General features: G+C 58.5%; 13 protein-coding genes and 1 pseudogene. 1 reads left to right on the plus strand and 13 read right to left on the minus strand.

Going from position 1 to position 14,280, the window contains the following annotated elements:
- From CRO75_RS17850 to CRO75_RS17885, 8 genes and pseudogenes are all read right to left on the minus strand, one after another.
- Nucleotides 1-222: transposase (locus CRO75_RS17850; RefSeq protein WP_143503945.1), on the minus strand; the 222-nt coding region annotated here is incomplete at its 3' end.
- A gap of 40 nt (nt 223-262) precedes the next feature.
- Nucleotides 263-832, minus strand: a complete 570-nt coding sequence (locus tag CRO75_RS32855; RefSeq protein ID WP_146224964.1) for a hypothetical protein — start codon at nt 830-832, stop codon at nt 263-265.
- Nucleotides 833-1,103: 271 nt separating this feature from the next.
- On the minus strand, nt 1,104-1,382 hold the full coding sequence (locus CRO75_RS17860) for a DUF3077 domain-containing protein (RefSeq protein ID WP_097137172.1): 279 nt from the start codon (nt 1,380-1,382) through the stop codon (nt 1,104-1,106).
- Nucleotides 1,383-1,950: 568 nt separating this feature from the next.
- Nucleotides 1,951-2,049 (minus strand): annotated as a pseudogene (locus tag CRO75_RS33220) (BON domain-containing protein); the annotation flags it as partial.
- Between the two features lie 199 nt (nt 2,050-2,248).
- Entirely contained in the window at nt 2,249-3,247 is a 999-nt protein-coding gene (locus CRO75_RS17870; protein ID WP_097137174.1) for an NADP-dependent oxidoreductase, read from the minus strand.
- Nucleotides 3,248-3,323: 76 nt separating this feature from the next.
- A complete protein-coding gene (locus CRO75_RS17875; RefSeq protein ID WP_097137175.1) occupies nt 3,324-4,193 on the minus strand; it encodes an alpha/beta hydrolase in 870 nt (289 codons plus the stop codon).
- 47 nt (nt 4,194-4,240) lie between these two features.
- Complete coding sequence (locus tag CRO75_RS17880; protein ID WP_097137177.1) at nt 4,241-5,029, minus strand: SDR family oxidoreductase; 789 nt, start codon at nt 5,027-5,029, stop codon at nt 4,241-4,243.
- A gap of 72 nt (nt 5,030-5,101) precedes the next feature.
- Nucleotides 5,102-6,202: an alkene reductase gene (locus CRO75_RS17885; protein WP_092421687.1), complete on the minus strand. Its 1,101-nt coding sequence runs from the start codon at nt 6,200-6,202 to the stop codon at nt 5,102-5,104.
- Nucleotides 6,203-6,349: 147 nt separating this feature from the next.
- On the opposite strand from CRO75_RS17885, the gene CRO75_RS17890 reads away from it, so the two are divergent.
- Nucleotides 6,350-6,937 carry a TetR family transcriptional regulator gene (locus tag CRO75_RS17890; protein WP_097137179.1) on the plus strand — a complete coding sequence of 196 codons (588 nt, stop codon included), beginning with the start codon at nt 6,350-6,352 and terminating at the stop codon, nt 6,935-6,937.
- A 231-nt stretch (nt 6,938-7,168) separates the two neighbouring features.
- Here the strand turns inward: CRO75_RS17890 and CRO75_RS17895 are convergent, their stop codons facing one another.
- The 5 genes from CRO75_RS17895 to tssI form a co-directional block, all read right to left on the minus strand.
- A complete protein-coding gene (locus CRO75_RS17895; RefSeq protein ID WP_053261975.1) occupies nt 7,169-7,429 on the minus strand; it encodes a PAAR domain-containing protein in 261 nt (86 codons plus the stop codon).
- Nucleotides 7,430-7,501: 72 nt separating this feature from the next.
- Nucleotides 7,502-8,530, minus strand: a complete 1,029-nt coding sequence (locus CRO75_RS32860; RefSeq protein ID WP_239990603.1) for a T6SS immunity protein Tli4 family protein — start codon at nt 8,528-8,530, stop codon at nt 7,502-7,504.
- Nucleotides 8,531-8,773: 243 nt separating this feature from the next.
- On the minus strand, nt 8,774-9,913 hold the full coding sequence (locus CRO75_RS17905) for a T6SS immunity protein Tli4 family protein (RefSeq protein ID WP_177409760.1): 1,140 nt from the start codon (nt 9,911-9,913) through the stop codon (nt 8,774-8,776).
- On the minus strand, nt 9,910-11,610 hold the full coding sequence (locus CRO75_RS17910; RefSeq protein ID WP_097137181.1) for a hypothetical protein: 1,701 nt from the start codon (nt 11,608-11,610) through the stop codon (nt 9,910-9,912). The genes CRO75_RS17905 and CRO75_RS17910 overlap by 4 nt, the downstream gene beginning before the upstream one ends.
- Nucleotides 11,607-14,138 (minus strand): type VI secretion system tip protein VgrG, encoded by a 2,532-nt coding sequence (gene tssI / locus CRO75_RS17915; protein ID WP_097137183.1) that lies wholly within the window; start codon nt 14,136-14,138, stop codon nt 11,607-11,609. The genes CRO75_RS17910 and tssI overlap by 4 nt, the downstream gene beginning before the upstream one ends.
- Between the last annotated feature and the right edge of the window lie 142 nt (nt 14,139-14,280).

The raw sequence follows: 14,280 nt of genomic DNA on the forward strand, positions 1-14,280 counted from the left end.
AGTGACCCGCTTGAGTTCCGCTCGCAGTCGACGCAGTTCAGCGTGCTGGTCATCGTCTTGCTGCCGTTCTTCTTGAGGTTTGCTGTAGCGCTTTATCCACGCATAGAGGCTATGCGTCGACACACCAAGACGGGCCGCTACGTCAGCGACGGGAAGCTTCTTTTCGGTCACTTGATTGACCGCTTGGATTTTGAATTCTTCGGGATAACGCGGGTTGCTCATGGCACCTCCTGATTGGCCTCATTTTAAGGCATGGAGGTGTCTACGAAACCCGGGGCGATTCAGACTGAAAATAATCGAGAAGCTCACCCGATAGCGGAATCTCCATCGTCGATGTGATCCCACTCTTACAATTTTGGTCCCAATTCTCCTCCGCCTTAAATTGCAGTTCCTCAGGATTATTTAGAAGTTGCTCTAAGGTGGTTCCGATGTCTTGAGAACCGGCAAAATAATGCTTTCGTGGAGGGATATAATGTCCCTTGAACGAATAATAAATTATCTTCCCAATCTCGACCCAGATATCACTAGGTCGGAGCGGGTGACCATATCGCTTGCACTGATAATTATCCCAAGTGCCTTTAAATCCTTCAGGAGAGCAGAAGCCTGCGATGTCCACACCCAAGTCTCCAGAGCCGCCGAAGCGTCGGACTTTTGGGTATTCAGTCTTCAGGCTACTCCCCCATTCCTCCACGAATTCCTCCCACTCTTCTGGGCTGAAGCTTCGAACACGAAGGGGTTTAGGTACCGGAATACCACTTATTACATGCGTCGCGGATGCGGAAGACGTCCGTTCCCTCGGGGTAATTTCTTGTAGGTCGATGTCCGGAATCACAATGCTCGCCTGCCATGTTGGAGCAGTGGCCCCCAGTAGCCGAGGTGCCGATGTATTCACTCCCCCGAATTCTAAAACGTCCGTGCCGGGGGGGGACCGACGCTAGCAGAGTGCCACTTTTTCGTCCATTGCTATGCGCATGCAGTCACCACTTTTCTTTGACGCCCGCCTTTGGCCGAAAGCAGCCTTCCATACAATAAAACGCCACTCATCACCCACGATAAGCGGCGTTTTTATTGGTTCACGCAAAGAGCCTCAAATCAAAACCAACTCACCGCCCTTCCCCACTCTCCACCCCCAAACAAACATCATCAATCACCGCCTTCCCCATCTCCGCCAAAAAGTGCGAAGCCCAGGCGTAGCGCTCGCCCTGCTCTTCCATGGCCGCGTCCAATGCGAGTTTCTTGGCGTAGTACAGCAGGGTCGAAGCGTGCTCCAAGGCTTGTTGCAAGGGGACGTCGGCGTTGACGCGGAACAGGGTTTGTTCGGGGTCAGCGCATTGGCCGAAGGTGACGAAGCCCAGGGTTTTGATGGAGGTTGGCGTGCTCATAGGGCACCTCCTGCGACAACCAGGAAGCGGGTGTTATTGAGCGGATGAAGGCGAAACGAAAGGCAGCAAAATACAGACAGATTACGGGCGTACATAGTTGAAACTCCCATATCAGAAATGAGAGCTGCCACCTTCGTTCTCAGGCGAATGGGTGGCAGCTGTGCGCAGGCTGAGAAACCGGAGATACAGGAACCCGGCAGACCCGAAGGTCTCCCACGCACAGCCGCCATAACACAAATTGGCGGGCGCAAAAATGCGCCAGCAATCGTGGGCGGGCGCTTGTGCGCCTGCATCTTACCGGGTTCTCAGGCCCGATCGCTGATTTTGCAGCGACAGGGAGAGACTAGGTTTGTGGCCGGAGCAGGGCAACCGCTAAAGCGTCGCTGTTTATGTCTAGGTCCTAACCATCCAACTCCCCCCCACTACTCCCCTGCAAACACCGCTGTACCCTATCAGCCAACGCTCATTGCGCCTCGCCTTTCAGGCGAGCAAAAGAACGCCTCCATACAAGGAGGCGTTTCAGCCTTGCAGAAACATCGCATGGCATTTTTACAACCGCTCTCCCTCGCTACTGGTCGTCCGTCTTCCTCGACGACGGCGAAAGGTATTCGCTGCTCTCTTCGGCATTGGGCGCTTCAGGCAGGCGTCCCGGCGTGAACATGTGGGTCGCATTGTTTCAATTGCAATGAAGCATTTCTCGTTACTGCTCAAGCAGCAAACTGCGCCAGATGATCGTCGGTTTTTCTGCAGGCGCGACTTTCGGTGGCAACGGCTCCTTGGGCATGTTGGGCGGCGGCTCTGGTTCAGGTACGGGAGCCTGATACTGGGTGGCATCTAGGTTATCTACCGACATGTTTTGCAGTGCGCTATTTGATTGTGACGGTGACTTTGCCTTTTGACCTGCCCTGCTCGACGTAACGCAACGCCTCTGCAATCGATTCAAAAGGGAAGGAACGATCGATGACCGGCTTGATGACGCCAGCCTCGATAAGCGAGGTGATTTTCTGCAGTTGCATCCCGTCGGCGCGCATAAACAAAAAGGTATAGTTCACCCCGTGCTTGCGGGCTTTTCTGCGAATACCGCTGCTCAGCAGGCGCATGACTTGCCCCAGCACCCAGGACAAGCCTTGCTCTTGGGCAAATTGCGCGGTCGGCGGCCCCGAAAGGGAAATGAGCTGTCCGCCAGCCTTGAGAACCTTGAGTGAGTTCTCCAGTACATCGGCGCCGAGGCTGTTCAACACCACGTCGAAATCACGTAACTCGTTTGCAAAATCCTGCTGTTTGTAATCGATGACCACATCCGCCCCGAGTGCTTTCACCCATTCGACATTCGCCGTGCTGGTGGTGGTCGCAACGAAGGCGCCGAGGTGTTTGGCGAGCTGGATGGCAAGCGTGCCGACACCGCCGGATCCGGCATGAATCAACACCTTCTGGCCTTTTTTCACCTGGGCGATCTCAACCAGCGCCTGCCAGGCCGTCAAGGCGGCCAAGGGGATGGAAGCCGCTTCGGCCATATCGAGATTCGAGGGTTTCAGCGCGAGCGCGCTTTCGTTCACGGCGATCAGTTCGGCAAAGGTGCCGATCCGTGCCTCGGGAGGACGGGCATAGACTTCGTCTCCTGGCTTGAATCGTTTCACCGCCGACCCCGTGCGAACGACAACTCCGGCCAGGTCGTTGCCCAACACCAATGGAAAGGTATAGGGCAGGATCAGCTTGAACTCCCCCGTTCTGATCTTTGAGTCCAACGGGTTCACGCTCGTTGCATGCACCTGGATCAGAACGTCATGCACACCGACCGCCGGGTCGGGCACTTCGCCAAGCATTCCGTTCTGCTTGCCGTAGCGGTCGATAAAAAATGCCTTCATGTTGCAGATACTCTTGTCGGTGAAGTGAGAATGGGCGCGGCCACGGCAACCTTGATGCGACTAGAGGCACAGGCCGTCAGGCGTCGAGGAACGCCACGGCCTTGGCCACGAAATCGGTGTGGTACTGGAAAATGCTGCCGTGCCCGGCGTCCTGATAAATGATCAGTTGCGCGTTGGGGATTCGCTGCGCCAGCTCGATCGAGTTCACGGTGGGCACCATGATGTCGTTGTCCCCGTTGGCGATCAGGGTCGGCATCCGCAGGCGACCGAGATCTTGCGCGGCCTGCCTGCCCCACGCGGTAATGGCTTTGAACTGCCGTAGAAACGCGCGGGGTGTCGGGCCTTTGTCCCGATCTTCCTGGCGCTCTTTCAAACGTTGCACATACTCGGACGCGGCGCGTTGGCCATTGGCCGTGGTGGTAAAGAACAGATAGACCTTGGGGTCTCGCAGCGTCAGCAAACCTTTGATCATCAAGGGCCAGGTCACCGAACCGAGGCTGTCGATGCCTGTGCCACCGGCCGGTCCGCTTCCGGTGAGGATCAATCTGCGCACTCGTTCGGGAGCTTTCAGGGCGATGTCTTGAGCGACGAAGCCGCCGAGTGAAAAACCGAGCACGTCAACCTTGTCAAAACCCAGCGCACGAATCAGGCCGATTGCATCGTCAGCCATTTCACCGACGGTCAATGGCGCGGAGCCACCCGAGCCACCGATACCGCGGTAATCGGTCGCGATGACACGCCGGTTTTTTGCCAGACCGTCGACGATGCGGGGGTCAAAGTTATCCAGCACGGCCCCCCAATGGTTAAACATGACCAGCGGGACCTCCGTCTTGGGTCCCAGGTCACGATAGGCGAAAGGTATCCCGCCAATCAGAACCGACTGGTTCACCGCATTGATAAATGACAGCTGCGAACCCGGGTGATTGCGGGTAGCCATGGGGGTCATGTTTATTCCCTCCGATTGCGGGGCGAGGCCGACCTGCTCGACAGGGTTCAGGCCTGAGTCAAATAGCGTTGCGCCACGGCGGATTGCCTGATCTGCGACAAAAGCCCCTGGCGCGCGGCTTGCAAGGCATCCCAGCGCTCGCCTTCTTGCAACGGAGGAATGGTCACCGGTTCGCGACGGTCGAAACCAACCAGTGCGGCATCGACCAGATCACCCACTTCCATGATTTCGCTCAAGGTGTTGATGTCGATACCGGCGCGACCCCAAATCTCCGTGCGGGTGGCGGCGGGCAGTACGGCTTGCACATAAACACCCTGCGGCGACAGCTCCAGGCTCAGGCCTTGGGAAAGGAATAGCACAAACGCCTTGGTCGCCCCGTAGACCGACATGCCGAACTCCGGCGCCAGCCCCACCACCGAACCGATGTTGATGATCGCGCCTTCACCTGCCTTGGCCAGGCGTGGCGCGATGGCGCTGGCGAGCCGCACCAGCGCGGTGGTGTTGAGGGCCACCAGTTGTGCAACGCTGTCGGTGCTTTGCTCGATGAAGTGGCCGGACTGTGCGGCGCCGGCATTGTTGACGAGGATGCCGATGCGCTCGTCATCCCGCAGGCGTGCTTCGACGATGTGCAGGTCGCTGAGTTGAGTCAGGTCGGCCGGAAGCACTTCAATGGCGACGTTGTGTTCGCCACGCAACGTTGCGGCGAGCGTCTCCAGGCGCGAGTGGTCGCGGGCGACCAACACCAGAGCATGCCCGCGTTGGGCGAAACGCTCGGCGTAAACCGCGCCGATGCCGGTGGAAGCGCCAGTGATGAGAACGGTGGGGCGAGTCGTCATGATGTCAGCTCTTTTTCGGGGACATAAATTGGGATTGATGCACGAGTAAAACCAGGCTCGATCGGCCAGTGCCTAGTTCGCGGCAGCGCTTGATTCGGCAAGCGTCGGGTAGTCGATGTATCCCGCCGCACCGCCACCGTAGAGCGTGGTGGGGTCGAAGGCGGACAGTGGCGCACCGGTCTTGAGCCGCTCCACCAGATCAGGGTTGCCGATAAATGGACGGCCAAAGGCGATCAGGTCAGCCTTGTCATGTGTAAGGCGTGCCGTGGCCAGGTCCAAGTCATAGCCGTTGTTGGCGATGTAAGTGTTCTTGAAGCGCCGGCGCAAGGCATCGAAATCAAAGGGCGCCACATCGCGTGGCCCACCGGTCGCGCCTTCGACGACGTGTAGATAAACGATGTCCAGAGCATTGAGTTGCTCGACGATGTAATCGAACTGAGCCTGTGGATCACTGCTCGATATGCCATTGGCCGGCGAGACAGGCGAAAGGCGGATGCCCGTGCGATCAGCGCCAATTTCGGCGACCACGGCGGCCGTCACTTCCAGCAGCAGGCGCGCACGGTTGGCGATCGAGCCGCCGTACGCATCCGTACGCAGGTTGGAGCCGTCCTTGATGAACTGGTCCAGCAAATAGCCGTTTGCACCATGGATTTCCACGCCGTCGAAGCCTGCCGCAATGGCGTTTGCCGCCGCTTGGCGGAAATCGTCGACGATGCCCGGCAGTTCGTCAGTCTCCAGCGCTCGTGGCTCGGAAACGTCCTCGAAACGATTGTTGACGAACACCTTGGTCGCAGGACGAAGCGCGGAAGGGGCTACCGGCGCCGCGCCGTGCTGTTGCAGATCCACGTGGGATACGCGGCCCACATGCCACAACTGCAGGAAAATTCTCCCGCCCTTGGCGTGCACGGCATCGGTCACCTTGCGCCATCCCTCTATCTGCGGCTGCGTGTAAATGCCCGGGGTGTCCTGATAGCCCTGCCCCTGCTGCGAGATCTGCGAGGCTTCGGAAATCAGCAAGCCCGCGCTGGCCCTCTGGCTGTAATAGGCAGCCGCGAACTCACTCGGCACAAAGCCTTTGCCTGCGCGATTGCGCGTCAGTGGCGCGAGAACCACGCGGTTCGCCAGCGTCAGCGCGCCAAGCGTGTAAGGGGTAAACAGATTCAGGTCGCTCATGGATGTTTGTTCCGTGCCCGTTGGGAAATGGTCAGGTCGCTTGCGATTAGGATGATGATCGAAATCTAAACTGTCAACGATTTTGATTATGGTCAACATCTATGTATCATCAGCCGATGAATTTCCAGCGGTAGCGAGGTATTTCCCATGCGAGTGTCCAAGGCTCAGGCCCAGCTAAACCGGGAGCACATCGTCGAAACGGCCTCAGTCATGTTTCGCGAGCGCGGTTTTGACGGTGTCGGCGTGGCCGACTTGATGGCCGCCGCCGGTTTCACCCATGGCGGTTTCTACAAACACTTCGGTTCGAAGGCGGACCTGATGGCCGAAGCCTCGGCTAACAGCCTTGCGCAGTCACTTGCCAGCGCCGAAGAATTGAGCGTGAAGGATTTCATCGATGTGTATGTGTCCAGGGATCATCGCGATGGGCGCTCCACGGGTTGCACCATGGCGGCGTTGTGCGGTGACGCGGCGCGTCAGTCGGACGATTTGAAGTCGGCATTCGCCGAAGGCATCGAGCGCATATTGCAAACGCTCGGCGAAAAATACCCGACCGGGCCGGATGCGGCGCCGGGTGAAGCGAGGGTGAAAATGATCGACCTGCTGGCGCGCGCGGTCGGGGCGATCATCTTGTCGCGCGCCTGTCCTGACGACTCGGCGCTGGCCGATGAAATCCTGGCGGTGTGTCACGCACAAATGACCGAATCATTATCTAGCCAATCGCAGACTCAGTCGTAGAGGAGATAGATGGATGTCGCACAAAGCGTGCTGACTCGCTTTCATTTCGTCGTTGGCCGACACGAACGAATGCCCACTTCTGGCCGAAAGCATCCTTCCAGCCAATAAAACGCCACTCATCACCTGCGATAAGCGGCGTTTTTCTTGGTTCACGTCAAAGAGTTTCAAATCAAGACCAACTCATCGCCCTGTTCACCCTCCAGCCCCAAGCAAACATCACCCTCTACCTGACTAACTCCCGGCGTCGCCTTTGGGCCCACTGGCGATCAGGCTGGCGCCACAGGCGGTTTTCATTCCATGGAGCGCCACGGGAACACCGCCGACATCCAGCAAGGCACTGCCCTCGGCAATAGGAAACACACCTTTGCATAGAGGGCAGGTGACCTTGTGCCCGACCCCGGCCATGGGTTTGCCGTTCAGGTCGGTCTGGTTGAACGCTTCGATCACGGTTCCACCGTGACTGGTGGAATCGCCGAGTCGGATGATGTCCATGTCTGCTCCTTTTCCGTTGTACTCACAAACACTCCTCCCTCCTGGGCCTTGCGCCCTCCGAAGGACAAATATTCAGGAACCTGCTGTATTACCGTCACGCGAAGACACCGGGCGCAGGCGGACGGAGCTGATGATGGTGTCCCAGAACGCCAGCGCTTCTTTGTCTGATTTGAATGGCGGCGCTGGCAGCCTGCCGTTGCTGTCGGGGCTACGTTGAAGCACGCCGAGCGCGGCGGAGATATTGGGTTCGGTGATCGAGCCATCCTTGCCCTGGGCTTCCCAGGCGAAGGTATAGATGCGCTGCCCCTTGTCAGTACTGACCAACAGGTATTCGTCGGCCGGAACCGGTCCACCACGCGCCCTTTTGCGCAGGGTCTCGATCCCCAGCACCATCCTGGCGGCACCTGCGAGGAAACCACTCACCCGATCCAGCAGACGGTTCTCTTCTGCTCCGGTGCTGGAGGTGAATTCGAAGTGGGCGCCGGGATGATCCGGGAAAGTCACGCCGATATCGAAACGTTCGCTCTGGAAACTGTTGCCTGCGATATAGGCACGATCAATGCAAAATCCGGGCTCGGAAGGAACTTCATTAGGCTCACGGGAGCGAAGACTACGGGCTAGAAGGGTAGAAAGCTCTATGGCGCGAGGCTCTCTATCTGCCGACACATTTCCTTTCCATCTATAAGCACGCCATGTTGGGTGAGAAACAACGTAGGTATCTAGAAGATATACCTTAGAAGCGACTTCCGAAGACCAAGATAACAATCCAGATGCACCTGCACCAAAATCCAACCGGCGAAGAAACATACTGCCCTTCGAGTCATGTTGTTGGCTTTTTAATTCCTGCTCACTCTGATTGATTTTGGTGGCCAAGGCCGCAGGCGTTTCGTCGAGAGCCTCAATATTGTCACCCCACAGGTAGTAACCCGCTCTGACTTCCGCTTGGGGCGGCAAATCGATCAGGTATCTGCCAAAGCAATGGGTGATCCATCCGCTCTTGTCCATGACTGGGTCCCGAGAAGAAGAAAATAATGTGCAACTGGTTATCCCGGTCAGGGCAACGATGCCAAGAACAGTGAGGAACTGATGGGCACGCATCATGAATCTTCTAACTGCTGGAGGACTTCGACAATCGATGGCAAATCTCGGTGAAACCGGCCGTTATCCCTGCGGTCCTTATCATCTCGAATGATGTTCACGTCTAGTCCTTTTCCGCTGTACCACCCGACACTTCTGCCTCGGCAGGCTTTATGCCCGCCGAAGGAAAAGTGTCGGCTGTGAAGAGTGATGATCCAGAGAGAGAAGTACCCTCTGCCCCAACGCGTACTGATGCCGACAAAGCTCCTACAACTCATCCATCCAGTTGTTGTTCGGCTTCAGGTCGGCCAGGAATCTCTCGATGGCGTAATCGTCATCCACGGCCTTCGTATTCCCCGTTGGGGCAGTTGGAGCGGGGCTGCCTGCGTTACTGCCACGCGGCGCAGAAGACACCGGGCGCAAGCGGATAGAGCCAATGATGGTGTCCCACAATTCCAGCGCTTCTTTGTCTGACTTGAATGGGGGCGCAGGTAGTTTGCCGCTGCTGTCAGGGCTACGCTCGAGTACGCCAAGGGCAGCTGAGATATTTGGCTCGGTGATAGAGCCGTCTTTGCCTTGAGCTTCCCAGGCGAACGTATAGATGCGCTGCCCCTTGTCGGTGCCAGCCAACAGGTATTCGTCAGCGGGAACCGGACCGCCCCGCTCCCTTTTACGCAGGGTCTCGATACCCGTAACAGCCCTGGCGGCACCAGCCAGGAAACCACCCACCCGATCCAGCAGGCGATTCTCTTCGGCGCCAGTGCTGGAAGTGAATTCGAAATGAGCACCGGGATGATCCGGGAAAGTCACGCCAATATCGAAACGTTCGCTCTGGAAGTGATTGCCTGCGATATAGCCACGATCAATGCAAAACCCCGGCTCGGTGGGAATTTCACTGGGTTCGCGAGAGCGAAGATCGCGTATCAGGTTCTTCGCGACCTCAATGCCACGAGGCTCGCGATCTGGCTCCATCTCAATCCTCCAGTAATAAGGCTGCCACACAGGTTCTGAAACAGCATAGGCGTACAGGTAATACGACTCGATGCTGGCATCGGAAGCCCAAGACAGTATCCCGGTTGAGCCTTTGCCCAGATCATACCGGCGCACAAACATGCTTCCCTTCGTATCATGCTGCTGCCGTTTAAGCTCCTGCTCGTGCTGATCGATCCTGGACGTGAATGCAGCGAGATCATCCTTTAGTGGCTCAATAACCTGCCCACGCAAGTAATACCCCGCTCTGATTTCCGCCTGAGGCGGCAAATCAATCAGGAATCTGCCGAAGCAATGGGTGATCCATCCGGTCTTGTCCATGGAAGAGTTCCGAGAAGAGGAGAATGATGTGCAACTGGTGATACTGGTCAAGGCGACCATGCCAAGAACAGCGAAGAACTGACGCCGGCGCATCATGAACCTCCTGCCCAGTCAGCATGCTGGGCAATCTTGATAACGCCATAGAGAGTGGCCCATTGGGCACGTTTGTCGTTGTAACTTTTTTGATGTTCGTAGCCTTTGTCGGTGTTGTACTGCCCGACGCCCTTGCCGCCCTGGCGGAAGCTGGCCTTGATGCCGGCTTTGCCGGGGGCCAGTCCGGAGTCGGTCGGAACGGTCCCGTCCCCGCCGCTGCCGAATGACTCCTGGGACATTGCGGACCGTAAAGGGCCCTCAACAACCGAAGGCAGACCTCGGCGAAACCAGCCGTTGTAACTGCCATTCTCATCATCCTTGACGGTAGAACCGGATGACTCCAGGGAAGTTGAATCGCCTTGCCAGATCATGTCCCGCCAACTGTGCCTGTCAGGGGAGTCGTCGGCGCCATAATGAGCGTAGGTTTCGGGGTAATACCCAGCCGCCGCAAGTTCACGATGAAATTTGGCTACAGAGTCAATCAGCCTTTTGAAAACTACTCGTGGTCCCATCACGTCAGCATTACTGAGGCCATCCGACATATTGAGGTACTTAGTATTCTGCTCCGGCACCAACCCATACCAGGCTGAACTCTTATAGATCTCCTCATAAGGATCGCCCTGCTGAGGATAAGCACGGGGCGTTCCATCAATGTCCTTCAGGATCTGCCCCTGTGCGTCGCACAGGAACAGCCAAGGGCGCCCTCCCCGGTATTCCGCGGAGGGTGTCAGTTCCAACGCGCCGGGCGAGTTGGCCACTACCGCCGTGACTTCGCCGGCGTTGGCGCCGAGGACGACCTGGGCCACCCCTTCGTAGCCACAGCGCACATGGTGATAGATGGCCGATGAGCCAAGGGCAGGCAGCACGCCATGGACCACGCCCAGCACCCGCTTGTAGCCATGCAGTTGAGTCAGCGATCGGGCCACCAGGCCCCCCATCGAGTGAGTGACCACAATGACCTTGGTCCGCGCCAGTTGCTCAGGGTCGACCCCGCCCTTCTCGCGATAGAAAGGCAATACCGTGTTCTCGATATAGTCGCGCACGTCCTGGCCGGATTGACGGTTGGATTGCAGCCAGTTGTAGCCTGCGCACCAGACATCGAACTGATACTTGCCCGCCGCGCTCAGCTCGTCGCTGCTAAGGGGAGCGGCACTGCCCAGCTCTTCGCCATAGTCGGCAGGCGAGCGCAGGCTTTCAGCTTTCCACCATCCCTGAAGCTCGCGTTGTTTGACGATATGGTCCAGCCGGTTTTCCAGCAGCGCCATGATCGGGTTATAGGAGGTGCGCATGACCTTGCCCCAGCCGCGCATCCGTGCGGCCTCCTCGCTCAGCCCCGAGACGCCGGGATCGACCGTTCCACGATCATCGACCTCGACATCATCGGCCTTGAGCAACTCCTGTCGTCTTTTCGGACCCCGGAAACCCCAGACAAACAATGCTCCCAGGGCACCCGCGATATCGCCAAGGCTGAACGACGCATTGGGCGGACTCCAGACACTGTTCAAGGTCTTCTTGTTGCGCAGGTTGGTCCCCATGATGCCGGGAATGAAAATCACTGGAATGGTGACCTGCTGCTTCACCAGTAACACCTTGTCGCGCTGATCCTCAGTGCGGGTGAGCTGACTGGTGTAGACGGGACGGCCCAGGTTGTCGCGCGCACGCGGCACTATCACTTCCTGGGTATTCGCTTCGCTGCTCATGTGGTGGACTCCCTGTCACCCTTGATACTGGCTCCCTTGGCCAAAACACGTATTTGAACCCGATCCATTGCCAGGTCCTGTTGCCTCGGCAAGCGCCCCTGGGCATCGGTGGTGAGTTTGAGGGGCGCCCCATCGCCACGCAGCAGTTCCACCGCCGTATTGGCCAGGGGCTCCAAGGTGTTTTCGTCACGCAGGACAAAAGCGTCATCAAATGGCGTGGAGTCCCAGGTGTTGAAGGTGGTCGAGGCGTGTGCCGGTCCGACGTGACTGTGCTTGGCCGCCTTGACAATGAAGTTGCCCGGCATCCCCAGCTCGATGTTGCCGCCCTTGAGGGTGAGGTAGGCACCACCACACATCAGGGTGATGTGCTCCTTCGCGGCAATCAGCACGTGCTGATTGCTCGCACTGACCTCCACGCTCTGGTCCGCCTCCAGGCGGATGGTGTTCTTCTGGGCCTGCAGCAACATTGGCCCCTGGTGAGCGATATGACGCATCTCCCCGCCCTGAGCGAACAGCCCGAGGTCGGTGCCGGCGTTGACCACGAACTTCTGGCCTGACGTCAGTTGCTGGTTCTGCTGGGCCACGCTGTCGATATGCTCCCCGGCCGCCAGCGTGACGCTGTTGGGAGAGGCGGCAGCGATACCCGCCTGGCCGCTCAGGGCGATGGCCGGTGTGCCACCGTTGGTTTTGCCCGACTCATCGTTGGCGCCATGCCCCAGATCGCGAACCGCTTCACTGAGGGCTTTCTGAGGATCGGTGTCGTGGTCGATGCCCTGGTGATCGGCGGCGTAGTCTCCCAGGCCCTTGGCCAGTTGCAGCGCAGCCTCCAGCACTTGAACGACGGTGCCACGATCCAGGTGGCCACCGCCGGCATTAAATTGTTCTTCGGTGCTGAGCAACAGCCCCTTGGCCGCGCGCAACGCACCATGCTCGTCGGTACGCAGCTCGAAACCCTCACCCCGTGGCGCACCACCGTCTGGGCGCGGGTGGGTCAGGTACCCCAGGTGCAGCGCGGTGCTGCCGTGATCGCTCATCAGGGCCGCGCTGATTTGCTTGGTGGTGTCATCGATGCGCAGTTCGTTGGCACGGCTGCCTTTGTATTCCTTGCTCTTGATGGTGCTGAGGATCTTGTGATTCGGCAGTGGGTACGGCGGCATGTTGCTCGCACGGTAGGTGCGACCGGTGATGATCGGCTGGTCGCAGTCGCCATCGAGATAATCGACTATGACTTCCTGGCCGATACGCGGGATCGCCATATGGCCCCAGTCGGCGCCGGCCCAGTTCTGCGACACCCGGACCCAGCAGGAACTGAATTCGTTGCTCCGGCCTTCCCGGTCCCATGGGAACTGGACCTTGACCCGGCCAAACTCGTCGGTGTGGATCTCCTCGCCTTCCGGACCCACCACGCTGGCGATCTGCGGCCCGTCGATACGGGGCTTGGGCAGGGGCGCCGGGCGCCATTCCATTTCTTCGGGAATGATCTCGGCGGTGAAGTCGTAGCTCACGCCCATTTCGGCGTCGGCGGACTCTTCCTGCTGGCTGGCGTGCTGCACGCCTCGGTGGGTAATGCGAACCGAACGCCACCAGCGGTTGAAGTCTTGCCGGGGGTGGCCCGTCAACTGGAAGGAAAGACCCGGGATCAAACGCGGATCGTCACCTTCGACCAGGGCGCCCTGGGCGTCCCGACGGTGGCCACGCAAGCGGTTTTCAGTGAAGGGTTTGCCGGCCGCGCTGGCCTTGTAGCGCCCGGGGTAATCGTAGCGTTCATAGTGCCGGGCCTGGTGCTGCAACTCTTCGCCGACGAGACGCTGTTGCTGATCGAAAGCCGGACGCTTGAAGGTGTAGTCACGCTGGGTCTGTTCGGCCGTGCGGACGTTTTCCGTGTAGCTGAACGCATACAGCACCGGTCGCGTGGCATCCGCAGCCGGCTGTGCGCTGTACAGCACCGGATCACCCTGGATGCGTTCCTGAACATAGAGTTTGTCGCTCTGGATCAGCGTGTGGGAGGTCGCGTCGGATTTGAAGTAGTAGAACAGGCCTTCTTCGGTGGAAAGCCTGTCGAACCAATAAAGGTCGGTGTCCCCGGCCTGGACGCAATATTCGCGAGGCAGGTGCTCGGTATGAGTGCTCTGCTGATAATCCAGAATGCCGTGCTCGGCCAATACCGACTTGAGTATTTCGGGCACGTTTTTCTGCTGGAAGATACGCCAGTCGGAACTCAGGGCCAGTCGGGCCAGCTGTGGCTCGACCACGACACGGTAACGTGTGCGGCGGAACCCGGTTTTGCCCTGGGTGAAGCGGGAGACCATGCCATGCACATGACGGACAGCCGTGGTGCCTTGCCAGATTGTCAGCAACGCCGGCTGATCGAGGACCTGGGCAAAATCGAGGGCGGGGTTGTCGCTGGCCAGTTCGAGCGTCAGCCGATAAGGCTCGCAAATGGCTTCTTCCAGGGTGAACTCTACGACCTCGAACTCCATCCGGCCGGACAGCACGGAGAAGGTGAATCTCAAATCCCTTTGACGCATATGACTCATCCTTGGTCAACGTATTGAGGCGCCCGGTGTAAGAACTTGGCGTCCAAAACCAAGCGTCAACCGCACCTTGCACTACCTGAACTGATACCTGGGTCCGCCCCGGAAATGACTGAGCAATCCAGCGCTGCTCATC

It is taken from the genome of Pseudomonas sp. LAMO17WK12:I10 (assembly GCF_900215185.1).
GTDB classification, from domain to species: domain Bacteria; phylum Pseudomonadota; class Gammaproteobacteria; order Pseudomonadales; family Pseudomonadaceae; genus Aquipseudomonas; species Aquipseudomonas chlororaphis.

Bases quoted from the DNA above. Each gene is read 5' to 3' on its own strand.
- CRO75_RS17860 (WP_097137172.1), bottom strand. From the start codon at position 1,382: ATGAGCACGCCAACCTCCATCAAAACCCTGGGCTTCGTCACCTTCGGC.
- CRO75_RS17870 (WP_097137174.1), bottom strand. From the start codon at position 3,247: ATGAAGGCATTTTTTATCGACCGCTACGGCAAGCAGAACGGAATGCTT.
- CRO75_RS17875 (WP_097137175.1), bottom strand. From the start codon at position 4,193: ATGACCCCCATGGCTACCCGCAATCACCCGGGTTCGCAGCTGTCATTT.
- CRO75_RS17880 (WP_097137177.1), bottom strand. From the start codon at position 5,029: ATGACGACTCGCCCCACCGTTCTCATCACTGGCGCTTCCACCGGCATC.
- CRO75_RS17885 (WP_092421687.1), bottom strand. From the start codon at position 6,202: ATGAGCGACCTGAATCTGTTTACCCCTTACACGCTTGGCGCGCTGACG.
- CRO75_RS17890 (WP_097137179.1), top strand. From the start codon at position 6,350: ATGCGAGTGTCCAAGGCTCAGGCCCAGCTAAACCGGGAGCACATCGTC.
- CRO75_RS17895 (WP_053261975.1), bottom strand. From the start codon at position 7,429: ATGGACATCATCCGACTCGGCGATTCCACCAGTCACGGTGGAACCGTG.
- CRO75_RS32860 (WP_239990603.1), bottom strand. From the start codon at position 8,530: ATGATGCGTGCCCATCAGTTCCTCACTGTTCTTGGCATCGTTGCCCTG.
- CRO75_RS17905 (WP_177409760.1), bottom strand. From the start codon at position 9,913: ATGATGCGCCGGCGTCAGTTCTTCGCTGTTCTTGGCATGGTCGCCTTG.
- CRO75_RS17910 (WP_097137181.1), bottom strand. From the start codon at position 11,610: ATGAGCAGCGAAGCGAATACCCAGGAAGTGATAGTGCCGCGTGCGCGC.
- tssI (WP_097137183.1), bottom strand. From the start codon at position 14,138: ATGCGTCAAAGGGATTTGAGATTCACCTTCTCCGTGCTGTCCGGCCGG.